This window comes from Kitasatospora sp. NPDC005748 (assembly GCF_040630735.1).
In the GTDB taxonomy this organism is placed as follows: Bacteria; Actinomycetota; Actinomycetes; order Streptomycetales; family Streptomycetaceae; genus Kitasatospora.
In genome coordinates, this window is record NZ_JBEXYD010000037.1 from 54,056 (window position 1) to 77,126 (window position 23,071).

Below are 23,071 nucleotides of genomic sequence, written 5' to 3' on the forward strand. Positions count from 1 at the left end.
CCCGATGGGTGGCTGCCGCCGATCCCCTACATGTCGGCTCTCACGAAGGCCGGCCGAGCTCCCCGGTGCGGGCGGCGGCTGCCTCCTCCAGCAGCGACCAGCCGTCGAGCTCCACCGCTCGCCGGTCCGGCTGCCATCCACGGGCCGCGGCTGTGTCCAGCAGGGCCCGGACGGCGCCCGGTTCGTGCAGGTTCAGTGAGCCACCCCGGACGAACCCGACGTCCCCGGAGCCCAGGGGGAACCCGCCGGGGACGTACCGGTCGGGTCCGCCGGCGAAGACGATGCGCAGCGTCCCGCCGGAGCCGGCCGGCTGCGGGTGCAGGGTGAGGGTCTCGCGGCAGCCGGTGAAGGCCTCGCCGGCCGGTCCGGGGTGGCTGTGGCGGAGCGACCACAGGTACGTCCGGCCGTCGGCGACCAGTCGGCGGGGCTTTCTCGGGTGGCGCGGCACAGAGCCGAGCGTACGCGGCGCGGTCCGCCGGATCCGGCGGGGCCGGGGGCCGGAGAGGGCGCGGACCTACGGTGCGGCCGGTCCGCGCGGGTCGGCGCCCGAGGTCAGCCAGGCCCCGATCCCGGGGAGGGCGTCCGGCCCGTTGTCGGCCTCCACCGTGGCGGCCAGGTCGGCGATCGTGACCCCGGCCAGCGAGGCCCGCCAGGCGGCGTCCGCGGCCCCCATCGCGCGGGCGATGGGGCACGGCTCGGTGCACTGCTCAGCTGGTGTCGCGAACGGCCCGCGCCGGCGTATCTCGGTGCACACGAACGCCGGGGTGGCGCCGTCGACGGCCTGGACGACGTCGAGCAGCGTGATCTCGTGGGCGGCCCTGGTGATCACGTAGCCGCCGGTCTTGCCCTGGACGGAGCGCACCAGACCCGCCCGCGAGAGGGCCTGCAACTGCTTGGCCAGGTAGCTGGGCGACACCTCGTGCAGCTCGGCCAGCCGGGCCGCCGGCACCGGCTCCCCGGCGGCGGTCAGGACCACACAGCAGTGCAGCGCCCATTCGACGCCGCCGGACAGCTTCATGTCGCCTCCACATTGACTCGGACATAGACTATCCGAGTATTGTCCCGGACATCTGGTATCCGGGTTTGCCCCCAGGGGAAGCCCCCGTCACGAAGGAAGGCACACCATGAGGATCACCGTCATCGGCACCGGCCTGATCGGCTCCCGGCTCGCCGACGTGCTTGAGCGGCAGGGCCACGACGTGACGGCGGTGTCCCGGTCGTCCGGCCTCGACCTGCTCACCGGCGAGGGTCTCGACCAGGCGGTCGCCGGCGCCCACACGGTCGTCAACGTGACCAACTCCCCGACCTTCGACGAGCAGTCCCTCGACTTCTTCCGCACCACCGTCGGCAACCTGCTCGACGCCGGCGACAAAGCGGGCGTGCGCCACCAGGTCGCCCTGTCGATCGTCGGCGTGGACCAGGTGCCCCAGCTCGACTACTACCGGGCGAAGACCCTCCAGGAGGACCTGCTGCGCGGCGGCCCCACCCCCTACTCGATCGTCCGCGCCACCCAGTTCTTCGAGTTCGTGGAGCCCACCATGTCGTGGACCTCGGACGACAGCGCCGTCCGGCTGCCCGCGACTCCCCTCCAGCCCATCGCCGCCGACGACGTGGTCTACGTCCTCGCGGAGGTGGCCACGGCGGCCCCGCTGACCGGCACCCTCGACATCGCGGGCCCCGACCGGTTCACGCTGGACGAGCTCGGCCGGATCACCCTGGCCGCCAAGGGCGACGGGCGCCCCGTCGTCACCGACGACCAGGCGGGCCTGTTCGCCGCCGTCCGCGGCGACGTCCTCACCCCCGGCCCCGAGGCCCGCCTCGCGCCCACCCCCTACCGCGACTGGCTGGCGGCCGCCGTCGCCGGCTGAGGGCCGCGCCGGGCGGGGGCCCGGGCGCCGGGCGTGTGGTGCGGGTGTCGCGCCCCTGGGTCGGACGCCCGGCCCCGTCGGTACTCGGACGCGCACCGTTTGCGCGGGCCCGTAGCGGAAAGGCGCGGCGCATGGCAGTCATCGATCTCACCCGGACCACTCCACTCGCCGCGGACGGGGCGGGCGCACACCTCTGGCTGATCGCCGTGGGCGTCCTCCTGGTCGTCGCCCTCATGCTCGCCTTCGTCCTGGGGCAGCGCCGCAAGGACCGCGAGCCGCCGCCCGTCGACCTGTCGGGGGCACGGGAGTCCGACCCGCGGCGCCAGCCGCCGCCGGGCTGATCCCGCTCGCCGGACCGCCCCGAAGGGCCTCGGGTCGGTCTGCCGACCCGTGAGCATCCGGCCTCCGCCGCACCTGCCCCAGCACGACCTCCGCCCCGGTACCGGACCCCGGTACCGGGGCGGACGTGCGCGGTGATGGTGCCCGCGGGGCCCGTGAGCGGTGGTGGCGGAGCTCCCCCAACGGCCCGAAGCCTCACCGCACCCCCGCCCAACCGCCGATGGTCCGCCCGGGTGGTGCGGACCATCGGCGACAGGCTCGATCCCGCCGTCGCCACCGTCCACCCCAGGGCCGGTGCCCTCGCGGCGCACCGGTCGGTGCGGCCGGTCATTTCGGTACGGCGGTGGGCCAGTTGTTCTTGACGACGGTCTGTGCCTTCGCCACCTGGGACTCCTTCGGGAAGGCGGGCGTGCCCTCCACCGTCGGCAGCTTCGCGGCGAGCGCGGTGTCGAGGGTGCCGTTCTTGGCCATGGCGTCCATCAGGACCGGGCGGGCGAAGTCCACCAGCCGCAGGTTCTGGCCCTCGGGGGAGGCGAGGTACTCCTCCCAGAGGCGGGCGGCGGCCGGGTGCGGGGCGTCCTTGTTGACGGCCTGCGCGTAGTACTGGGAGAAGCTGCCGTCGAACGGGATGGAGACCCTCCAGTCCACGCCCGCCGGGCGCAGCTGGTCGACGTGTTGGAGGTTGAGGAAGTCCCACTCGATGCTGATCGGCGTCTTCCCGGTGGTGATCGCGGCCAGGTCGGAGTTGGCGTGGCTGAAGTTGCCGGCCTCGTTCAGCCGGGCGAAGAAGTCGATACCGGGCTGGATGTCGTCGAACGACCCGCCGTTCGCCAGGGCCACGGCGTACACGGCGGCGAAGGCCGACGCGGCGCTGGTGGGTTCGCCGGTGAACGCGATCATGCCCTTGTACTGCGGGTCGAACAGCTCGGCGAAGGAGTTCGGGCAGGTCTTCACCCGGTGGGCGTCGCAGCCGATGGAGACGTAACCGCCGTAGCTGTTGTACCAGCGGGCCTGGTGGTCCTTCTGGGCGGCGGGTATCTGGTCGTACCCGGTCGTGCGGTACGGGGCCAGCAGGCCCTGCGCGGCCGCGGACTGGGCGAAGGAGTCGCCCAGGTCGAGCACGTCGGGCGCGCCGGGCTGTCCCTTGAGCCGCTTGATGTCGTCGATCTCCTGCTGGCTGGAGCCGTCCGGGTTGTCGTTGACGACCTTGATCCCGTACTTCTTCGAGAACCCGTCCATCAGGCCGCCGTAGTTCGCCCAGTGGGGGAGCAGCGTGGTGGTGTTGAGCTGTCCCTCCGCCTGCGCCTGCCGGACCAGCTCGTCCATGCCGCCGATGTCCTGGGCGGAGGCGGAGCGGGCCGCCGCCACCGGCGTGCCGGCGCTCTGGCCGCCGCAGCCGGCGAGCCCGGCGGTCACCAGGGTCAGGCAGGCGGCGAGTGCGGCCAGGTGGCTTCGACGAGGTGTGACCACGACGCCTCCAGAAGGAGTGCAGGGAAGTTCGGGGGCCGGGCCGCCGCCGGAAGGGCCGGGGCGGCGAGGTCTCGGCGGGGGCCGGTGCCGGGCGGCGGGGTGTCCGGCGGCCCGTGGACCCACGGGTCCCGCGTCCGGCCCGTGAGCCGGGCGTTGCCGACCGGAGGACTGCCGACCGCGGGGTCGCCCGGCCGGGCCACGGAGCCTGCGGCCGGTTCCGAGATGGTGACGATGAGTTACGGATTCCGGGTCGCGGTGACGCTGAGTACCAGACTACCGGCCCGGTGGGCGGTTCCGCCGGAAATGGCTGGCCGGCCTCACGAATCCCCGCCCGACCCGCCCCGTGACCGGCCTCAGAGCTCGATGTCGTCCCAGGAGCCCAGCAGCAAGGCGCCCAGCGCCTCCTCGTCCTGCGCCCCGCCGCTGTCGAGCGTCTGGGAGGCCCAGATGGTCTTGCCCCGCGGGGAGTACCGGGTGCCCCAGTGCTGGGCGTACTGGGCGACGAGGAACAGGCCGCGGCCGCCCTCGTCGGTGTCCTTGGCCCGGCGGATGTGCGGGGCGGTGCTGCTGCCGTCGGAGACCTCGCAGACCAGGGTCTGGGTGAGGAGCAGCCGCACCCGGACCGGGTCCTTGCCGTAGCGGACGGCGTTGGTGATCAGTTCGCTGAGGATGAGCTCGGTGCCGAACGAGATGTGCTCCAGGCCCCACTCCGCCAGCTTGCGGGCACAGGCGTTGCGCACCGGGCCGACCGCGGCCGGGTCCCGGGCCACCTCCCACTCGGCGACGTGGTCGCGCTCCAGCAGCCGGGTCCGCGCCACCAGCAGCGCGACGTCGTCCTCCGGTCGGCCGGGCGGCAGCGTCGCCATCACGGCGGCGCAGACGGCCTCCGGCGAGGAGTCCGCCCCGCCGACGGTCGTGCGCAGCTCCTCCAGCGCCGCGTCCAGGTCGCGGGTGCGGTCGCCGAGCAGCCCGTCGGTGTAGAGGACCAGCCGGGAGCCCTCGGGCACGGTCAGCTCGGCAGTCTCCACGGGCAGGCCGGCACCGAGGCCCAGCGGCGGGGAGACCGGTGGGCGCAGGAACGTCACCGTCCCGTCGGGGTGGGCCACGGCGGGCGGGAGGTGGCCGGCGGTGGCCGCGGTCACCTGCCCGGACACGGAGTCGTAGACCACGTAGAGGCAGGTGGCGCCGGTGATCGCCTGGACGCTGCTCTCGCTGTCCTCGTCCTGGACGTCGATCCGGGAGACGAGCTCGTCCAGGTGGCCGAGCAACTCGTCGGGGGGCAGGTCCAGCGCCGAGAAGTTGTGGATGGCGATGCGCAGCCGGCCCATGGTGGCGGCGGCGTGCAGTCCGTGCCCCACCACGTCGCCGACCACCAGCGCGACCCGGGCGCCGGGCAGTGGGATCACGTCGAACCAGTCGCCGCCGGCCCCGGCCTGTGCGGGCAGGTAGCGGTGGGCCACCTCCAGGGCCTGCTGCTCCGGCATGCCGCGGGGCATCAGGCTGCGCTGCAGGGTCACCGCCATGGCGTGTTCGCGGGTGTAGCGCCGCGCGTTGTCGATGCACACCGCGGCGCGGCCGGCGACCTCCTCGGCGAAGGAGAGGTCCTCCTGGTCGAACGGCAGTGAGGCCCCGGCGCGCCAGAAGTTCACCAGACCGAGCACCACCCCGCGGGCCTGCAGGGGCACCACCGCGAGCGAGTGGATCCCGTAGTCGAGGATCTGCTGGGCGCGTTCGGGGTCCTGGGAGCGCCAGCCGCTGGAGCCGGCCAGGTCCGGTTCCACGAGGGAGCGCCCGTCGTGCACGCTGGCCGCCATGGGTGTGTCGGGCGCGAACCGGATCAGCTTGCCGACCGGGTAGAGCGGGTGGTCCTCGGCCAGCCCGGCGACCGCGCTGCGCCGCAGCCGGACGCTGGCCCCGTCCGGCTCCTCGCCGCGCAGCACGGCGTCGCGCAACTCGACGGTGACGACGTCGGCGAACCCGGGGACGGCGACCTGGGCGAGCTCCTCGGCGGTGCGCACCACGTCCAGCGTGGAGCCGATCCGCATCCCGGCGTCGTAGAGCAGCCGCAGCCGCCCCCGGGCCACCTCCGCCCGGCCGGACAGCGAGCGCAGCTCGGTGGTGTCGCGCAGGGTCACCACGTTGGTGCGATGCACGCCGAAGGGGGTGGTGGAGCGCTTGTTGAGGGCCAGCAGGCGGTCCGCCGCCAGGTGGACCTCGTCGCTGGCGATCCGGTCCGAGCTCAGCAGGTCGGCGGTGCGGGGGTCCAGCCCCAGGTCGCCGATCCGGCGTCCCTCCGCGTCGGGCGGGAGGTCCAGCAGTCGCCTGGCCTCGTCGTTGGCGAGCAGCAGCCGGTCGTCGTCGCCGGTGATGAGCACGCCCTCCCGCACGGCGTGCAGGACGGCGTCGTGGTGTTCGTACATCCGGGTCATCTCGGCCGGGCCCAGGCCTCGGGTCTGCCGGCGCAGCCGGTGGCTCACCAGGGCGGCGCCGCAGGCGGCCAGCGCGACGGCCACGCCGGCGCCGGCCAGGAAGAGGGGCAGCTGCCGGTTCACCGAGTGCTGCACCGATTCCACCGTGACCGGGACGGAGACGATCGCGACCACCTTGCCCGAGGCGTCCTTGACGGGGGCGGCGGAGATCACCGACGGGCCCAGCACTCCGTTGAAGGTCCGGGTGAAGGAGATGCCCTGCGCGGCCTGGGCGTACGGACCGATGACGTGCTTGCCGATCTGCGAGGTGTCGCTGTGGGTGAGGGTGATCCCGTCCAGCTTGTACACGATGATGGCGTCGACGCCGGCGGCCTTGCGGGCCTCCTCGGCCAGGGGCTGCAGCGTCGCGCTGGGATCGTCGCTGTCCAGGGCCTCCAGGAGGCCCGGGGCGTGCGCGAAGGACTGGGCGGCGGCGACGGTGCGGTCCCGGGCGTTGGCCAGGGTCTCGCGCCGGGTCTGCAGGACGAGGGCCACCAGCGCCCCGGCGATGAGCAGGATCACCAGCAGCAGTTGGAGGAAGAAGACCTCCTGGGCGAAGCTGCGGGTGGCCGGACGGGGCCGGTCGGCGAACGGGCGCGACTCGGCTGCCGACTCGCCCGTCGACTCCGGGGCGGCGGCCTCGGTCCGGGGCGGTGCGGTGGCGCCGGGCTTTCCGGAGCGACGGGTGAACCATCGCCGGAATATACCCGAATTTACGCTCATACCCCCTTTTATCCTGGTTTCCACAGAACTGGCAAGGAAACCGTGACCGACCGGTCCCTCCTGGGGGGCGGCTTCGGCCGCGCGGGCTGCCGGCGCGCTCCCGGTGTCCTCCCGGAGTCCTCCCGGGCACGGTCGGCGGCGCGGCGCCGACCCCGGGCGGCGCGAACACAAAACGCTGCACAAACGATTCGACTGGGCCGATGGAGCGGAATCGCTGCAGCGTGGGGACGTGACCCCACCCACGCGGACCTGTGTCGGCGTCCCCCTCCAGCGGGCGGCGCCGGCCGGCGACGACCTGCCACGGCTCCTGGCCCGCTCGGCGCGCGGCGACGAGGCGGCGTTCGAGCAGCTGTACCGCGCAGTCGCCGGACCGGTGTACGGAACCGCGCTGCGGACGCTGCGCGATCCGGCCCACGCCGAGGAGGTCGCCCAGGAGGTCCTGTTCGAAGTGTGGCGCACCGCCGCGGCCTACCGGCCCGACCGCGGGTCGGTGCTGACGTGGGTGCTGACCATCGCGCACCACCGGGCCGTGGACCGCGCCCGCGCCGCCCGGGCGGCCACCGAGCGCGACCGGAGCCTCGCCCGCCGGGACGTCGCGGAGGCCGACCCGCCGGACGAACAGGCCGTCCGCTCGCTGGACCGGCTGCGGGTCCGGTCGGCACTCGCGGGTCTGAGCGGCGTCCAGCGCGAGGCGGTGGTGCTGGCCTACTTCGGCGGGTACTCGCAGCGCGAGATCGCGCACCGGCTGGAGGTGCCGCTGGGCACCGTCAAGACCCGGATCCGCGACGGTCTGACCCGGCTCCGGGCCGCGTTCGCACTGCCGGACCGGGGCGGAGCGCGCCCGGGGGGAGTGCCGGCCCAGCCGTCCCCCGGCACCGGCCGCCGGGGCCGGTCACCGGCCGGAAGCGGCCCGCGATCGCCGGAAGCGGGCCGCGGCGCCGCGCCGGCAGGGATCCGCCCGCACCCGCCGGCGGGCCCGCCGGCTCCGGCCGCGCGCAACGGTGCGGGAACGCTGCGCCGGGCGGCGGGGTGCCGTGCGGGCGAGCATGGAAGCGTCACTTCTGACGACGGGCCACCGTCGGTGGCCGTCGCCACCGGGCGTCCGCGGCCATGTATACGGTTGACCACGCGAGCCCCTACGCGCACGCGAGCACCCACCCGATGCCCGGGGCGGCAGCGCTCCGACGCAGGCCCACGGACCGTCCCACCAGCGGGAGGACATCATGACTCTCGACCACCGCACCCCCGCGCACGAGCGCCCCGTGCCCGCGAGCCCGCCCACCGAGACGCCCGAGTGCGAGGCGTCGACCTGCGCGGGCATCTCCACCCCGGAGGCGACCGAGCTGCACACGGCCTGGCCCGGCTGGATCCCCCTCCTGGTGATCACCGTGCTGGTGGTCTGCTGCGTCGGCTTCGCGGTGGGGAGGATCGGGGGATGGTGACCCTGCCCGCCGAGCACGGCGCCGGCCCGTGGGGCGGTGGCCGGGCGGGCCCACCGGACGCCCCCGAGGACGCGGGGCTGCCCACCGGCGGAGTCGCCCGCCGCCTCGGCGTGTCGCCGACCACGGTCCGCTCGTGGGAACGCCGCTACGGCATCGGCCCGGCCGACCGCGCGGCCGGGCACCATCGCCGCTGGAGCCGGCAGGACATCGCGGTCCTGGAGGCCATGTGCCGCCTCACGGCCCGCGGAGTACCGCCGGGCGAGGCGGCCCGGGCCGCCCTGGCCGAGCGCCGCGCCGCGCTCCACGACGCACCGCCGCCCGCCGGCCGGCCGCCCGGCACGGAGGGGTCGGGTGACATCCCGGCCCGCCGCGACCCGGGCGGCAGCCGTGCCCTGCGGGTCGGGACGGTACGCCCCGAGTGCCGCGGCCTGGCCCGGGCGGCGGTCCGGCTGGACGCCCCCGAGGTCGCCGGGATCCTGCGCGACGCGGTCGTCGCACTGGGGGTGGTCGAGGCGTGGACGGAGGTCATGATGCCCGCCCTGCGGGCCGCGGGCCGCAAGTGGGCGGCCGACGGCGAGCAGTACGTCGAGGTCGAGCACCTGCTCTCCTGGCACGTCTCCAGCGTCCTGCGCGGCGTGGCCGTGGAGACCGGCCCGACCCGGCCGGTGCCGCCCGTCGTCCTCGCGGCGGTGCCCGGCGAGCAGCACACCCTCCCGCTGGAGGCGACGGCCGCGGCGCTCACCGAGCGCGGCCTGCCCTTCCGGATGCTGGGGGCGGCCGTCCCCTTCCGGGCCCTGCTCGACGCCGTCCACCGGATCGGCCCGGGCGCCGTGATGATCTGGTCCCAGGACCGGCACACCGCCGACCCCGAGCTGCTGCACCGGGTGAGCGGCAGCACGTGGGGTCCGCGCGGCTCCCGCACCCGGGCCCTGGTGGTGGCCGCCGGCCCCGGCTGGGCCCGCGCCCTTCCCCCGGCCGCCGCCGCCTGCCCCCGCACCCTCGCGAGCGCCGTGGACCTCCTCGAACAGGCGCTCACGGGCTGACCTCCGCCGCCCGGCGGGCCGGTTCCCGGCCGCGCCGGGCCCCCGCCGGATCCGCGCCGGTCCCGCCCGGTCTGCCGGACGCTCGTCGGCCACGGTGCGCAGTATGCGCGAGTCCCGTAGCCCGACGCCGGGCCGCTCCACGAGCCGGGATCCACGAGTCGGGCCGGTCCCCACGAGCCGGGCCAATCCAAGGACCGGGTCGGCTCCGAAGATCCGGTGCAACGACAAAGCGGGCCGCGCCGCGGCCCCGTCGGGAGGGGCTCTCGTGACCATGTTCGGCATCGTCTCCACCTCGCGGGCCCCCGCCCGCGGCGACGGCGGCGCGCGTCCGCGCCGGGTGGCGGTGGTGGGGTCCGGCGTGGCCGGACTCACCGCGGCGTACGAGCTGTCCCGCGTCGGGACGGAGGTCGAGCTGTTCGAGGCCGACGGGCGCCTCGGCGGCCACGCCCACACCCAGCGGGCGACCGCGCGGGACGGGCGGACGCTGGCCCTGGACACCGGCTTCCTGGTCCACAACACCCGGACCTACCCCCACCTGCTGCGGCTCTTCGCCGAACTCGGGGTGCGCACCCAGGACACCGAGATGAGCATGTCCGTGCGCTGCGACGGGTGCGGTCTGGAGTACGCGGGCGCGCGCGGACCGGCCGGCCTGCTGGCCAGGCCCGACGCCCTGACGCGCGGCCGGTACCTGCGGATGCTCACCGAGGTGCCGCGCTTCCACCGGCGGGCCCGCCGCCTGCTCGCCGACCCGGCCGCCGGCGACCCCAGCCTGCGTGACTTCCTCACCGCCGAGGCCTTCTCCCCGTACTTCGTGAGCCACTTCATGACCCCGGTGGTGTCCGCGGTGTGGTCCTGCGCCCCCGACCTGGCGGGCGACTACCCGGCGCGGTACCTGTTCACGTTCCTCGACAACCACGGCCTGCTCGGGGTGACCGGCGCGCCGGCCTGGCGGACCGTCGTCGGCGGCTCCCGCACGTACGTGGAGAGGATCGCCGAGCGGCTCACCACCGTCCGCCGGTCCGCCCCGGTCCGGGCGGTGCGCCGGCACCCGGACGGGGTCAGCGTCGTCACCGCGGACGGACACCGGACCGAGGCCGACGCCGTCGTCGTCGCCACCCACGCCGACCAGGCGCTGCGCCTGCTCGCCGATCCGACCGACGCGGAGCTGGAGATCCTCAGCGCCTTCACCTACTCGCGCAACCCGACCGTGCTGCACCGCGACCCCTCCGTGCTGCCCACCGCCCGGTGGGCCCGCGCCTCGTGGAACTACCGGATGCCCCACTGCACCGCCCCCTCGGACCGGGTACGGGTCAGCTACCACCTCAACCGGCTGCTCCGGCTGGACGCCGACGACGACTACCTGGTCACCCTCAACGAGGACCGGGACCAGCCCGTCCCGGAGCACCTGGTGGTCTCCCGCACCGTCTACGAGCACCCGGTCTACACCGCGGGCACCCTCGCCGCGCAGCGCCGGCTGCCCGAACTCGCCACGGCCCGCACCGCGTTCGCCGGCGCCTACCACGGCTGGGGCTTCCACGAGGACGGCTGCCGGTCCGGGGTCGAGGCGGCCCGGTCGCTGCTGGGGGTGGGCGCGCCGTGACCACCCCGCCCGGGCCCTGGGGCGCGGTCCTCTACGACACCCTCACCACCCATGTGCGCACCGATCCGCCCAGGCCGCCGTTCCGCCACCGCGGCTACCTGTGGCTGGTCGACCCGGACCGCCTCCCCCGGGTGCCGTGGCCGCTGCGTCCGCTGGCCTCCTTCCGCCCGCGGGACCACCGGATCGACCGGGGCGAGCGAGAGTTGACGATCCGTCAGGACTTCGACCGGTACCTGGCCGAGCACGGCGTACGGCTCGGCGAGGGCCGGATCCTGATGCTCACCCAGGCGCGGTCGCTCGGGCACGTGTTCAACCCGCTGACCGTGTACTGGTGCCGCGACGGCGCGGGCCACCCGCTCTGCACGGTCGTCGAGGTCCACAACACCTACGGCGGCCGCCACCGCTACCTGCTGCCGCCCGATCCCGGCGGCCGTGCCGAGACCCCCAAGGACTTCTACGTCTCACCGTTCTTCCCGGTCGACGGACGCTACCGGATGGTGCTGCCGGAGCCGGGGGAGCGGCTGGCCCTGACCGTCCACCTGGACCGCGGCGGCGGCCGCGCCTTCACGGCCACCGTCCGCGGCACCGGCCGCCCGGCCGGCCCCGCCGCCCTGCTGCGTGCCGCGCTCGCCCACCCGCTCGCCACCTGGGCCGTCAGCCTCCACATCCGCTACCGGGGCGTCCGCCTCTGGCTGAGCGGCCTGCCCGTCCACCCCCGCCCGACCGCCGGCCCGGACCGGTGCGCAGAGCGGTCCACACCCACGGAAGAGCCCACGGAAGTGCCCACGGAAGAGGTGCCCGCCCCATGACGACCACGGTTCCCCCGACGGCGAGGCCGACGCCCGTCGTCGATCCCGCCCGCTGGCCGGACGTCGCCAGGGTGCCGCACGTGCCGCTGCGCGCGGCCGTCGCCGGACGCCTGCTGCGCCGGGTCGCCGCGCGGCGCGGCCTGCTCGTCGAACTCCCCGGCGGCCGGGCCCTGCGCCCCGCCCCGCCCGGCGCGCCGGTGCTGCGCCTGCACCACCCGCGGGCCTTCCTCCACCGCCTCGGCGAGAGCGGCCTGATCGGCTTCGGCGAGTCCTACCAGGCCGGCGACTGGGACAGCCCCGACCTGGTCGCCCTGCTCACCGCGCTGGCCAGCGCCCCCGAGACCCTCGTCCCGGCCGGCACGCGCTGGCTGCGCCGCTTCTACGTCCGGCGCCCGCCGGCGGCGGAACTGCCCACCGCGGCGAACGCCCGGAGCAACGTCCGCCGGCACTACGACCTGTCCAACGACCTGTTCGCCCTGTTCCTCGACCCGACGATGACCTACTCCTCGGCGCTCTTCGCCCCCGGACCGGACCGTCGGCCGACCGCCACCCGGGAGGAGCTGGCCGCCGCCCAGCACCGCAAGATCGACCGGCTGCTCGACCTCGCGGACGTCGGCCCCGGCACCCGGCTGCTGGAGATCGGCACCGGCTGGGGCGAACTCGCCCTGCGTGCCGCCGCCCGAGGCGCCCGCGTCGTCAGCCTGACCCTCTCCGAGGAGCAACTCGCCCTCGCCCGGCGGCGGATCGCCGAGGCGGGACAGCAGGACCGGGCCGAGGTCCGGCTCTGCGACTACCGCACCGCGGAGGGCGAGTACGACGCCGTCGTGAGCGTCGAGATGGTCGAGGCCGTCGGACGCCCGTTCTGGCCGGACTACTTCACCGTGCTCGACCGGGTCCTCGCCCCCGGCGGCCGGGTCGCCCTCCAGGCGATCACCATGCCGCACGACCGCATGCTCGCCGGCAGCCGCAGCCACACCTGGATCCTCAAGTACGTGTTCCCCGGCGGCCGGATCCCGTCCGTGCGGGCGATGACCGAGACCGCCGCCCGCCACACCCGGCTGCGGGTGACCGGCACCGACGCGTTCGGGCCGCACTACGCCGAGACCCTGCGGCTGTGGCGCGAGCGCTTCTGCGAACGGCCCGAGGAGGTCGAGTCCCTCGGCTTCGACGAGGTGTTCCGGCGGATGTGGGAGCTGTACCTCGCCTACTCCGAAGCCGGGTTCCGCACCGGGTACCTCGATGTCCACCAGCTGCTGCTGACCCGTGCGGAGGGGGCGACGTGAACACCGGAGCCTTCGTCCTCGGCCTCGCGGCGACCGCTGCCGCGGCCCTCGTCGTCCTGCTCGTCGCGTTCGCGGTGGGCGTGCGGACCGGCCGCCACCGGGGTGTGGACGTCGCCTGGGGCCTGGCGTTCGCCGCGGTGGCGCTCACCGGGTACGCGCTGTCGGCCGGGCACGGGGACGACGGCCGCCGGCTGCTCGCGACCGCGCTCGTCCTGGTGTGGGGCCTGCGCCTGTCCGCCCACCTCTGGTGGCGCGCCCGGGGAGCGCCCGAGGACCCCCGCTACGCCGCGATGCTCTCCCGCGCCCCCGAGGGCCCGGCCCGCACGCGGTACGCGCTGCGGATCGTCTACCTGCTCCAGGCCGCCCTGGTGTGGTTCGTCGCGTTGCCGGTCCTGGCCGCCCAGTACACCGACCGGCCGCCGGGCGCGCTCGCCTGGGCGGGCACCGCGCTCTGGGCGGTCGGGGTGTTCTTCGAGGCGGTCGGCGACCGGCAGCTCGCCCGGTTCAAGGCCGACCCCGGCAACCGGGGCGCGGTCATGGACCGCGGCCTCTGGCGCTACACCCGCCACCCGAACTACTTCGGCGACGCCTGCGTGTGGTGGGGCCTGTTCCTGCTCGCCGCCGACACGCCGGCCGGCGCGGCGTTCGTCCTCAGCCCGCTCCTGATGACCTACCTGCTGGCCTTCGGCAGCGGCAAGCCGATGCTGGAACGCCGGATGGGCGCGCACCGCCCCGGCTGGGCCGAGTACGCGGCCCGCACCAGCGGCTTCCTGCCCCTGCCGCCCCGCCGGACCCCGCGGGAACCCCGAACTCCCCGCACCCCCCAGCCCCCGTCGTCCCCGAGGTCCCCCCGATGACCGTCTCGATCGCCCTGTTCACCCAGGACCTGCGCCTGCACGACAACCCCGTGCTGCACGCCGCGCACACCGCGGCCGACCAGGTCGTCCCGCTGTTCGTGCTCGACCCCGCCGTCGCGGCCGCGGGGTTCGCCGCCCCCAACCGGCAGGCGTTCCTCGCCGACTGCCTCGCCGACCTCGACGCCTCCCTGCGCGCCGCCGGCTCCCGGCTCGTCCTGCGCACGGGCGACCCGGCCGAGCAGGCGGCCCGCGTGGCCGCCGAGACCGGGGCCGCCACCGTGCACGTCGCCGCGGGCGCGAGCGGCTTCGCGCACCGGCGCGAGGCACGGCTGCGCAAGCTCCTCGACGACCGGCTGCACGTCCACGACGCGTCCCTGACCGTCGTCGCGCCCGGCCGCGTCACCCCGGCCGGGCGCGACCACTACACGGTCTTCACCCCGTACCACCGCGCCTGGCTGGAGGCACCCCGGCGGACCGTGCTGGCCGCACCCCGCCGGCTCGCCACCCCGGAGCACGTCCGCGGCGAGGACCTCCCCGCCGCCCGTCCGAGCTCACCCGCCCTGCCGCCCGGCGGCGAGACGGCGGCCCGCCGGCGCCGGCGGAACTGGGACGTCGACGGCTACGCCGACCTGCACGACGACCTCGCGGCCGACGACACCTCCCGGCTCTCCCCGTACCTGCACTTCGGCTGCCTGTCCCCGACCGAACTCGCCACCGACGCCCTGCGGCACGACGGACCCGGCGCACGGGCGTTCGTCCGGCAGCTCGCCTGGCGCGACTTCCACCACCAGGTGCTCGCCGCCCGCCCCGAGGCCGCGCACCGGGACTACCGCACCCGGGACGACCACTGGCACCACGACGAGCGCGAGGCCGAGGCATGGCGCCGGGGCCGCACCGGCTACCCGATCATCGACGCCGGAATGCGCCAACTCGCCCACGAGGGCTGGATGCACAACCGCGCCCGCCTCCTGACGGCGAGCTTCCTCACCAAGAGCCTCTACCTCGACTGGCGCATCGGCGCCGCCCACTTCCTGTCCCTGCTCGTCGACGGCGACGTCGCCAACAACCAGCTCAACTGGCAGTGGGTCGCGGGCACCGGCACCGACACCCGGCCCAACCGGGTCCTCAACCCGCTGCGCCAGGCCGACCGTTACGACCCCGACGGCGATTACGTCCGCCGGTGGGTGCCCGAACTCGCCCACCTCCCCGGCCCGCTGGTCCACCGGCCCTGGCTCCTGGACGACGGCTACCCGCCGCCGATCATCGAGCCGGAGGCCCTGACCGCGCGGTTCCGGCACGGGCGCTCCTGACCCCGGGCGCTCCTGACCCCGGGCGCACGTGCCGGCCACGCCAACGGCGGTGGGTGGTGGGCCCGCCGGCCCACCACCCACCACCGCGGTCCGGTCGCGCCCTACTCCTCGGTCGGCCCGAGGTCGGCGTGCTCGCGCAGCTCCACGCTGCGGGCGCGGTGGGCGGCGTGCAGTTCCAGCACGGTGATCTCGTTCGCCCCCGGGCGCAGGACCGGGCCGGGCAGGAACAGCGAGCGCTGCGGCCCGCGCGACCAGTAACGGCCGAGGTGGAAGCCGTTGACCCAGACGTTGCCCTTCGTCCAGCCCGGCAGGTGGACGAAGGTGTCGCCGGCCTCGGCCAGCCGCACGGTGCCGCGGTGGAAGGCCGGACCGACCCGGGTGCCCGCGTCCTCGGTGAAGGGCAGCGCGTCGAGGCTGCTCAGCGGCAGCGGCCGGCTGGTCCAGCCGGCCGCCTCGGCGCCGTCCAGCAGCACCCGGCCCAGCAGGCCCTTGCGGTCGTGGATGCCCGGGCCGTAGTTGACCCGGCCCTGGTTCTCCACCAGCAGGCTCAGGACGGCGCCCGCGCGCGGCGCGGTGAACGCGATCGCCCGCTCGTGCCGCTCGCGCTCCAGCACCCCGACCGGCTGGCCGTCCACGAACACCTGGGCCCGGTCCCGCACCGTCTCCGCCTCCAGCAGGACCGGCCCCGCGGCGGGCAGGACGGTCTCGTAGAGGACGAAGCCGAAGTCCTGGCCGAGCTGCTCCATGGTGAGCGGCCGTTCGGCCCGCACCGCCTCGCCCAGCGCCGGAAGGTTGGCGAACAGCGGTGCGCAGGAGGTCAGTTCGACGGTGAGGGGACCGATCTTCGGTGCCCGCGCGGGCACCGGCTCGGCCGGCACGGGGGCGTACTTGGCGATGACCTGGCGGAACGCCTCGTACTTCTCGGTGGGGTCACCGGCCTCGTCCAGCGGGGCGTCGTAGTCGTAGGAGGTGACGGTGGGCCGGTAGGTGTGCTTGTCGTTGGCGCCGTTGGTGAACCCGAAGCTGGTGCCGCCGTGGAACATGTACAGGTTGACGGAGGCGCCGGTGGCCAGCACGGTGTCCAGCTCCTCGGCGGCCTGGGCGGGGTCGCGGACCACGTGGTGGCCGCCCCAGCGGTCGAACCAGCCGATCCAGAACTCGGTGCTCATCAACGGGCCGGTGCTCTGGTGGGCGCGCAGGGTGGCCAGGCCCTGCGCGGAGCGGCTGCCGAAGTTGGCCGTGGCCAGGGTCCCGGGCAGGGCGCCGCGGACGACGTCGCCGGGCTGGTCGCAGGTGAACAGCGGCACGTCGACGCCGCAGCGTCGCAGCGTGGCGGCGAGGTGCGCCAGGTGGGCGGTGTCGCCGTCGTAGGCGCCGAACTCGTTCTCGACCTGCACGGCCAGCACCGGGCCGCCGTTGGTCGACAGGTGCCGGCGAAGCGGCGTCAGCAGCCGCTCGAAGAAGTCCTCCACCGCGGCGAGGTAGCGCGGGTCCTGGCTGCGCAGCAGGATGTCGGGATCGGCGAGGAGCCAGGACGGCAGCCCGCCGCCCTCCCACTCCGCGCAGATGTAGGGGCCGGGGCGGAGCAGGACGTGCAGCCCCTCGGCGGCGGCCAGGTCGAGGAAGGCCGGCAGGTCCAGCCCGGCGTCGAGGCGGAACTCGTCCGGGCGCGGCTGGTGGAGGTTCCAGGGGACGTAGGTCTCCACCGTGTTGAGGCCCATCAGGCGGGCCTTGCGCAGGCGGTCGGCCCAGTGGCCCGGGTGGACGCGGAAGTAGTGGAGGCCGCCGGAGATGATCCGCAGCGGCTGGCCGTCGAGGGTGAACCCCTCGTCGTGGATCTGCAGGACGGGCATGGTGTGCTGCTGCTCCTGGGAGAGGTGGGTGCGCGGACCGGCCGGCGAGGTCGGGTCGGCCGGTCCGGGCGGGTTCGTCACCGGCCGGCGCGGGCGCGGGCGGTGGATCGCCCGGGACGCCCGCGCCGGCGGCGGGTCACGGCGCGGTGACCTTGAAGCCCTGCTGGTTGCCGTAGTCGGTGATGCGCTTCTGCCAGGCGCTCAGGCCGGCGTTGATGTCGGTCGAGATGTTCGGGCCGACGGTGTCCTTGAAGACCGAGTTGGCGTACAGCTGGTAGGGCAGGTACTGCCAGCCCTTGGCGACGGCGGCGGAGGAGTCGGCGAAGACCTGGTTGGCCTTCTGGCCGCCGAGGCCCTGCACCGGCTGGTCGAGGAAGGCCGGGTCCTTGAGCAGCTCGTCGGTCGCCGGGAAGAGGCCGTTGGCGGAGAGCGAACGGACGGCCTGCGGGTCGGAGTTCAGCCAGATCGCGAAGGCCGCGGCGGCGGCCTTGTTCTTGCTGCTGCTGGTCACCGCGACGGAGGAGCCGCCGTTCTCGGAGGAGACGTTCTCGCTCGCGCTCCACTGCGGAATGGGCGCGGCGCGCCAGTCGGCCGCGGTGTCCGGGATGGTGGAGGCGATGTTGCCGGGGGCCCAGGCGCCGATGATCCACATGGCGTACTGGCCGCTGCCCATCGACTGCCACCACTCGTTGGTCCACCCCGGGGCGGTGTCGACGAGCTTGCGGTTGATCAGGGAGGTCCACAGGTCGGCGGTCTTCCTGGCGCCGGCGTCCTGGAGCTTGACGGTGACCGAGGTGGAGTCGGTCTGCTGGAACGGGCGGCCGCCGGCCTGCCAGATCAGGCTGTCCACGCCGCCGGCGTCGCCGGGGTCGATGGAGGTGATGAACCGCTTCGGGTCGGACGCCTTGATCTTGACGGCCGCGGCCTCGAACTCGGCCCAGGTCTTGGGGGGTTCGATCTTCAGCTCGTCGAGGATCTTCTTGTTGTAGAACATCGCCATCGGGCCGGTGTCCTGCGGGATGGCGTAGACGCCGTCGGCGATGGCCACCTGGGACCAGGCGGAGGCCGCGAACTTGCTCTCCAGGGCGGCGGCGCCGTAGTCCTTGAGGTTCACCAGTCGCTTGGACAGGGCGAGTTCGGGCAGTGCGAAGTACTCGACCTGGGCGACGTCGGGGCCGCCGCTGCCGGCCTTCACGGCGGTCTGGAGCTTGGTGTACTCGGTCGCCGACTGGCCGGCGTTGACGATGTCGACCTTGATCTTCGGGTACTTCTGCTCGAAGAGCGCGACCGTCTTGTCCATGTTGGGGGCCCACGTCCAGAAGGTGAGCGTGGTGGGCGTGTCCAGGGCCTTCGCCGGGTCGGCGGGCGTGGCCTCGCCGCCGCCCGAGGAGCTGCAGGCGGTCAGGGTCAGGGCCAGCGCGGCGGCGGGCACGAGCGCGAGCAGTCTGCGGCGCGGGGTGGAGTGCGCAGGGGTCATGGCGGGTTTCCTTGCCGGGAGGTGGGGCGGGGCGGGGTGGGCGGGGCGGGAGCGGGGGGCGTCATTCCTTGACGCTGCCGGCGGCCAGGCCGGACTGCCAGAACCGCTGGAGGAACAGGAAGGCGACGACGAGCGGGACGATCGCCAGCACGCTGCCGGTGATGACGAGCGGGTAGAAGCCGGTGGTGGTGGCACCGCTGCCGGCCGCGCCGGTCGCCAGCGAGTTCCACTGGTTGAGGCCGACGGTGAGGGGGAACCACTGCGGGTCGCTGAGCACGATCAGCGGCAGGAAGTAGTTGTTCCAGGTCGCCACGAGGGAGAACAGCAGCACCGTGACGAATCCGGGCGCGAGCAGGCGCAGCGAGATGGTGAAGAAGGTGCGCAGCTCGCCGGACCCGTCGATGCGGGCGGCCTCCAGCATCGAGTCCGGGACGGCGCCGAGGGCGTAGACCCGCATCAGGTAGACGCCGAACGGGCTGGCCAGGGAGGGCAGCAGGACGGCCCAGGGGGTGTCCACGATGCCGACCTTGCTGAACAGCAGGTAGGTCGGCACGGCCAGCGCCGTCCCGGGGATCGCGACGGCGCCCAGGACGATCGCGGCCAGCGCGGTGCGGCCCCGGAAGCGGTACTTGGCCAGGGCGTAGCCGGCCGCGGTGGAGATGAAGGCGGCTCCGCCCGCGCCCACGACGGCGTACAGCAGGGTGTTGGCGAACCAGCGCAGGTAGATGCCGTGGTCGTAGGTCAGGACGGCGTGGATGTTGTCGAAGAAGTGGAAGTCGCGGCCGAACCAGAGCCCGAACCCGGTGGTCAGCGAGCCGGTGTCCTTCGTGCTGGACATCAGCAGCCACAGCAGCGGCAGCAGGGCGTAGACCAGCATCAGGCCCATGGCCACGGTGAGCGCCGTGCTGGAACGCCTGCGCCCCCGCCCCGCCCGGCCGCTGGTGGTGTTCGCGCTCACAGGCTCTGTTCCTTTCGCATCGACCGGGCCTGCACGGCGTAGGCGACCACTGCGGTCACTCCGCCCAGGAGCACGGCGACGGCCGCCGAGTAGTTGAACTGCTGGCCGTTGAAGGCCAGGTTGTAGGCGTACATGTTGGGCGTGTAGCTGGTGGAGATGACGTCCGGGGCGAGGGACTGCAGGACGTTCGGCTCGTTGAAGAGCTGGAAGGTCCCGATGATCGAGAAGACGGTGGCCAGGGCCAGCGCGGGCCGCAGCGCGGGGAGTTTGATGCTCCAGGCCGTACGGATCGCGCCCGCGCCGTCGACCTCGGCGGCCTCGTAGAGCTCCTGCGGCACGGTCCGCAGGGCCGCGTACAGGATGAGCATGTTGTAGCCCACGTACTCCCAGGTCACGACGTTGCCGATGGAGGCGAGCATCCACGTGCCGCCGAGCAGGCGGGGCACGTCGGTGTGCAGGGCGTCGCCGATCTGGTGGATCAGCCCGAAGCGGTCGCCGTACAGGTAGCCCCACATCAGTGAGGCCACGACGGCCGGGACGGCGTACGGGACGAAGATGCCGATCCGGAACAGCCCGGGCCAGCGCAGCCGTCCGCTGTCGATGGCCAGCGCCGCCAGCAGGGCGAGCAGCAGCATCAGCGGGACCTGGACGACCAGGAAGAGGGTGACCCGCCACAGCCCGGTCCGGAAGAGCTCGTCCCCCAGGGCGCGGGTGTAGTTGTCGAACCCGACGAAGACGTTGCCGCCGACCAGCCGGTCCTGGAAGAAGCTCAGGTAGGCGGCGTAGCCCAGGGGGGCCGCGATGCCGATCACGAACACGATCAGGAACGGGGCGAAGAAGACATAGCCGAAGGACCCGTGACCGCGCCGGCTCGAACGCAGCTGTGGACGGGGCCGGCCCGGGGGCCGGACGACGGGGGCGGGTGGGGCGGGGAGTTGCGACGTGCTCACGGGGTGCCCTTCACGGCCGATGTTTACGCCAACATGAAGCTGGCGTTGAGTCTTGACCGCTGATGGCGGGGGAGTCAAGGGCCTGTACCGGCGTGATGCGGCTTCGTGATGAACCGCCAGCAGGCCTGCGGCGGCTGGTGCGTGCGGCCGGGCCGGGGGAGTCGACACCTGCCCGGTGGGCGGATGTCCGACCTGGTCAGGAGGGGTTCCGGCGGCCGGGGTGGCCGGTTCGCCGCCCCCTCGGGGGTGCCTGTCGGGGGCTGTCGGCCCACCGGATTCGGCCCCGGGGAGGCGTCGGCGCGGGGTGGAGAAGATTACGACCGCGTATCAGTCGGTTTACCAGCTTGACGCCCGCGCGGGCGGCGAGTGTCATTGTTCCAACGCGTTTGAACATGTTGAGTTCTGAGCGTTATTGCTGATCTCGCCTCGCCGTCTTTGCCCCGGCGGTGGGGCCGCGGGTCGTGCAGACCGCGCGGGACGCCAAGGTGGCGCTGCTGACCTCGGACGACCAGATCTGCGCCAGTGGTCCGGACCCGGCGGCGTGCTCGAAGGCGTACCTGGCGTGCAAGGACTGGAGCGGCGGCAAGCCGACCGGGATGAAGGCCGCGCTGTTCATCAACGGCAAGGACGTCGGCGCGCTGGCCGTGCAGACCATGTACGACAAGCTCAAGAACAGCAAGGACTTCCCGAAGGAGGCCTTCGCGCCACCACCATGGTCGACGCCACGACCTGGCAGAGCGCCGGAGTCACCTGCAGCTGACCCCCCTGAACCGGCCCGCCCCCACGCCCCCACGGGGCCGGCCCGGCCGCCTCCGGCCCCGTCATGGTCGGAGGCGGCCACTCCACCTGCCTCCGGCACCCTCCCGCACTCGCCCTCATCGGCATCGTCGCCGCCCTCGCCGGCATCCTCCTCACCGCCCGCACCGGCTCCGGCCAACCCACCTCCGGCAGCGAAGGCCTCGAACTCAAAGCCATCACCGCCGCCGCCCTCGGCGGCTGCGCCCTCAAGGGCGGCAAGGGCGGCATCGGCGGCACCTTCCTCGCCGTCGCCCTCCTCGGCTGCCTCGAGAACGGCCTCACCGTCGAAGGCATCAACTCCTTCTGGCAGAACGTCGCCCAAGGAGCCCTCCTCGTCGCCGCCGTCGTCATCCAGCAGCGCCGCAACGGCGAACGCGCCATCGGCCTCCCCGCCTGAGGCCTGCCACCCTCCAACCCCCTGATCCTCCGCCCCCTCGCGGAGCCGGACAGCGGCCGCCCCATGGCTGTGGCGTCCGCGGCTTCCCGGGAGGGCGGACCGGCGGCGCGCCGCTGAGGGTCGGCCGCGCCGCCACCGGCTGCCGGTTCCCCCGCCTCCTTACGGGCGGGCGGGGCCGGCAGCCTCCTTTTCTCAGCGCATTCCCAGGACCTGGGCCGGTGGCCCCGGGCGGCGCACCGTCTACGATGTTCACGCAGACACGAGAGAACGGACCGGTATGGACCACAGCGTGACGCCCGGCAGCACCACCCGCGGCAAGCCGCGCCCGCCGTCCCAGGCGGACGTCGCCGCGCTCGCGGGCGTCTCCTCCCAAACGGTCTCCCGCGTGGCCAACCACCGCCCCAACGTGGAGCCCGAGACGCGTGACCGGGTCCTGTCCGCCATGCGGATGCTGGGCTACCAGCGCAACAGTGCCGCCCGGGCCCTCACCCTCGGGCGCTTCCACGTCCTCGGTGTGGTCACCTTCGACATCGCCGCCCAGGGCAACGCCCGCACCCTGGCCGCCATCTCCCGCGCCGCCCAGGCGGCCGGGTACTCGGTGAACGTGGTCTGCGCCGAGGCCCAGACCGAGGACGCCGTGCAGCAGGCCGTCCGCCAGCTCACCGACCAGGCCGTGGACGGCCTGATCGTCATCGAGGCGCAGATCCTCGACCGGCGTGGCTTCGACATCTCCTCCGGCGTCCCGGTGGTCGTCGCCGACGGCGACCCCGAACGCCGCTTCCCCTCGGTGGACACCGACCAGGCCGCCGGCGCGATCGCGGCCACCCGCCACCTCCTCGACCTCGGCCACCGCACCGTCTGGCACATCGGCGGCCCGCAGGACTCCTACGCGGCGCGCCGGCGCGCCGCCGCCTGGCACAGCACGCTCAAGGAGGCCGGCGCCCCCGTCCCGCCCCTCGCCCTGGGCGACTGGACCGCCGCCTCCGGGTACGAGCTCGGCCGGGAGCTGGCCGCCCGCCCCGAGGTCACCGCCGTCTTCGCCGCCAACGACCACATGGCCCTGGGCCTGTCGCTGGCCCTGCGCGAGGCGGGCCGCCGGGTCCCGGAGGACGTCAGCGTGGTGGGATTCGACGACGTCCCGGAATCGGCGTACTTCGCGCCCCCGCTGACCACCGTCCGCCAGGACTTCGAGGAGGTCGGCCGCCAGTGCGTCGCCCTCCTCCTCGACCGGATCGACCCGCCGGGCGGACAGCGCGCCGGGACGGAGCCCGTCTCCGTCACACCCCACCTGCTCGTCCGGTCCAGCTCGACCCGCCCCCCGGCCACCGGCCGGGCCTGAGCACCGCAGGCCTCCCGGGCGCACCACGGGTGCCGGGCCGCGGACGGTGATCACCGCACCGAGCGCGCCCCCCCCCAAAAAACACGG

General features: G+C 74.3%; 19 protein-coding genes and 1 pseudogene. 12 read left to right on the forward strand and 8 right to left on the reverse strand.

Going from position 1 to position 23,071, the window contains the following annotated elements; translation table 11 throughout:
- Positions 1-40: 40 nt before the first annotated feature.
- Positions 41-448, reverse strand: a complete 408-nt coding sequence (locus ABZ495_RS24485; protein WP_359838068.1) for a hypothetical protein — start codon at positions 446-448, stop codon at positions 41-43.
- Between the two features lie 66 nt (positions 449-514).
- A complete protein-coding gene (locus tag ABZ495_RS24490; RefSeq protein WP_329491592.1) occupies positions 515-1,018 on the reverse strand; it encodes an Rrf2 family transcriptional regulator in 504 nt (167 codons plus the stop codon).
- A 106-nt stretch (positions 1,019-1,124) separates the two neighbouring features.
- Here ABZ495_RS24490 and ABZ495_RS24495 point away from each other — a divergent pair, with 106 nt between their 5' ends.
- Together ABZ495_RS24495 and ABZ495_RS24500 are read left to right on the forward strand one after the other, a co-directional pair.
- Positions 1,125-1,868, forward strand: a complete 744-nt coding sequence (locus ABZ495_RS24495) for an SDR family oxidoreductase (protein WP_359838070.1) — start codon at positions 1,125-1,127, stop codon at positions 1,866-1,868.
- A gap of 131 nt (positions 1,869-1,999) precedes the next feature.
- Entirely contained in the window at positions 2,000-2,209 is a 210-nt protein-coding gene (locus ABZ495_RS24500; protein ID WP_329491594.1) for a DUF6479 family protein, read from the forward strand.
- A gap of 325 nt (positions 2,210-2,534) precedes the next feature.
- On the opposite strand, the gene ABZ495_RS24505 is transcribed toward ABZ495_RS24500, so the two are convergent.
- Entirely contained in the window at positions 2,535-3,533 is a 999-nt protein-coding gene (locus ABZ495_RS24505; RefSeq protein ID WP_359838084.1) for an extracellular solute-binding protein, read from the reverse strand.
- Positions 3,534-4,030: 497 nt separating this feature from the next.
- Entirely contained in the window at positions 4,031-6,868 is a 2,838-nt protein-coding gene (locus ABZ495_RS24510) for a SpoIIE family protein phosphatase (RefSeq protein ID WP_359838072.1), read from the reverse strand.
- Positions 6,869-7,097: 229 nt separating this feature from the next.
- On the opposite strand from ABZ495_RS24510, the pseudogene ABZ495_RS24515 reads away from it, so the two are divergent.
- The 8 genes and pseudogenes from ABZ495_RS24515 to ABZ495_RS24550 form a co-directional block, all read left to right on the forward strand.
- Positions 7,098-7,664: pseudogene (locus tag ABZ495_RS24515) on the forward strand (sigma-70 family RNA polymerase sigma factor); the annotation flags it as partial.
- A gap of 427 nt (positions 7,665-8,091) precedes the next feature.
- Complete coding sequence (locus ABZ495_RS24520; RefSeq protein WP_359838086.1) at positions 8,092-8,310, forward strand: DUF6480 family protein; 219 nt, start codon at positions 8,092-8,094, stop codon at positions 8,308-8,310.
- Positions 8,304-9,353 carry a MerR family transcriptional regulator gene (locus ABZ495_RS24525; RefSeq protein WP_359838087.1) on the forward strand — a complete coding sequence of 350 codons (1,050 nt, stop codon included), beginning with the start codon at positions 8,304-8,306 and terminating at the stop codon, positions 9,351-9,353. Before ABZ495_RS24520 ends, ABZ495_RS24525 begins: the two co-directional genes overlap by 7 nt.
- 271 nt (positions 9,354-9,624) lie before the next feature.
- Complete coding sequence (locus ABZ495_RS24530) at positions 9,625-10,953, forward strand: FAD-dependent oxidoreductase (RefSeq protein WP_359838089.1); 1,329 nt, start codon at positions 9,625-9,627, stop codon at positions 10,951-10,953.
- Positions 10,950-11,762 carry a DUF1365 domain-containing protein gene (locus ABZ495_RS24535; RefSeq protein WP_359838074.1) on the forward strand — a complete coding sequence of 271 codons (813 nt, stop codon included), beginning with the start codon at positions 10,950-10,952 and terminating at the stop codon, positions 11,760-11,762. The genes ABZ495_RS24530 and ABZ495_RS24535 overlap by 4 nt, the downstream gene beginning before the upstream one ends.
- Positions 11,759-13,045 carry a class I SAM-dependent methyltransferase gene (locus tag ABZ495_RS24540; RefSeq protein WP_359808575.1) on the forward strand — a complete coding sequence of 429 codons (1,287 nt, stop codon included), beginning with the start codon at positions 11,759-11,761 and terminating at the stop codon, positions 13,043-13,045. Before ABZ495_RS24535 ends, ABZ495_RS24540 begins: the two co-directional genes overlap by 4 nt.
- The gene (locus ABZ495_RS24545) at positions 13,042-13,902 is read left to right on the forward strand and encodes a DUF1295 domain-containing protein (RefSeq protein ID WP_329491599.1); all 861 of its coding nucleotides are present in this window, start codon (positions 13,042-13,044) and stop codon (positions 13,900-13,902) included. Before ABZ495_RS24540 ends, ABZ495_RS24545 begins: the two co-directional genes overlap by 4 nt.
- Positions 13,899-15,212: a deoxyribodipyrimidine photo-lyase gene (locus ABZ495_RS24550; RefSeq protein WP_359838076.1), complete on the forward strand. Its 1,314-nt coding sequence runs from the start codon at positions 13,899-13,901 to the stop codon at positions 15,210-15,212. The genes ABZ495_RS24545 and ABZ495_RS24550 overlap by 4 nt, the downstream gene beginning before the upstream one ends.
- 101 nt (positions 15,213-15,313) lie before the next feature.
- Here the strand turns inward: ABZ495_RS24550 and ABZ495_RS24555 are convergent, their stop codons facing one another.
- The 4 genes from ABZ495_RS24555 to ABZ495_RS24570 form a co-directional block, all read right to left on the reverse strand.
- The gene (locus ABZ495_RS24555) at positions 15,314-17,065 is read right to left on the reverse strand and encodes a beta-galactosidase family protein (protein WP_359838091.1); all 1,752 of its coding nucleotides are present in this window, start codon (positions 17,063-17,065) and stop codon (positions 15,314-15,316) included.
- A gap of 136 nt (positions 17,066-17,201) precedes the next feature.
- The gene (locus ABZ495_RS24560; protein ID WP_359838078.1) at positions 17,202-18,542 is read right to left on the reverse strand and encodes a sugar ABC transporter substrate-binding protein; all 1,341 of its coding nucleotides are present in this window, start codon (positions 18,540-18,542) and stop codon (positions 17,202-17,204) included.
- A 61-nt stretch (positions 18,543-18,603) separates the two neighbouring features.
- Positions 18,604-19,500, reverse strand: a complete 897-nt coding sequence (locus ABZ495_RS24565) for a carbohydrate ABC transporter permease (protein ID WP_329491603.1) — start codon at positions 19,498-19,500, stop codon at positions 18,604-18,606.
- Positions 19,497-20,381: a sugar ABC transporter permease gene (locus tag ABZ495_RS24570; RefSeq protein ID WP_329492391.1), complete on the reverse strand. Its 885-nt coding sequence runs from the start codon at positions 20,379-20,381 to the stop codon at positions 19,497-19,499. The genes ABZ495_RS24565 and ABZ495_RS24570 overlap by 4 nt, the downstream gene beginning before the upstream one ends.
- Before the next feature lie 892 nt (positions 20,382-21,273).
- Here ABZ495_RS24570 and ABZ495_RS24575 point away from each other — a divergent pair.
- The gene (locus ABZ495_RS24575; protein WP_359838080.1) at positions 21,274-21,645 is read left to right on the forward strand and encodes a hypothetical protein; all 372 of its coding nucleotides are present in this window, start codon (positions 21,274-21,276) and stop codon (positions 21,643-21,645) included.
- Positions 21,646-21,922: 277 nt separating this feature from the next.
- Positions 21,923-22,984, forward strand: a complete 1,062-nt coding sequence (locus tag ABZ495_RS24580; RefSeq protein WP_359812502.1) for a LacI family DNA-binding transcriptional regulator — start codon at positions 21,923-21,925, stop codon at positions 22,982-22,984.
- Positions 22,985-23,071 lie beyond the last annotated feature (87 nt).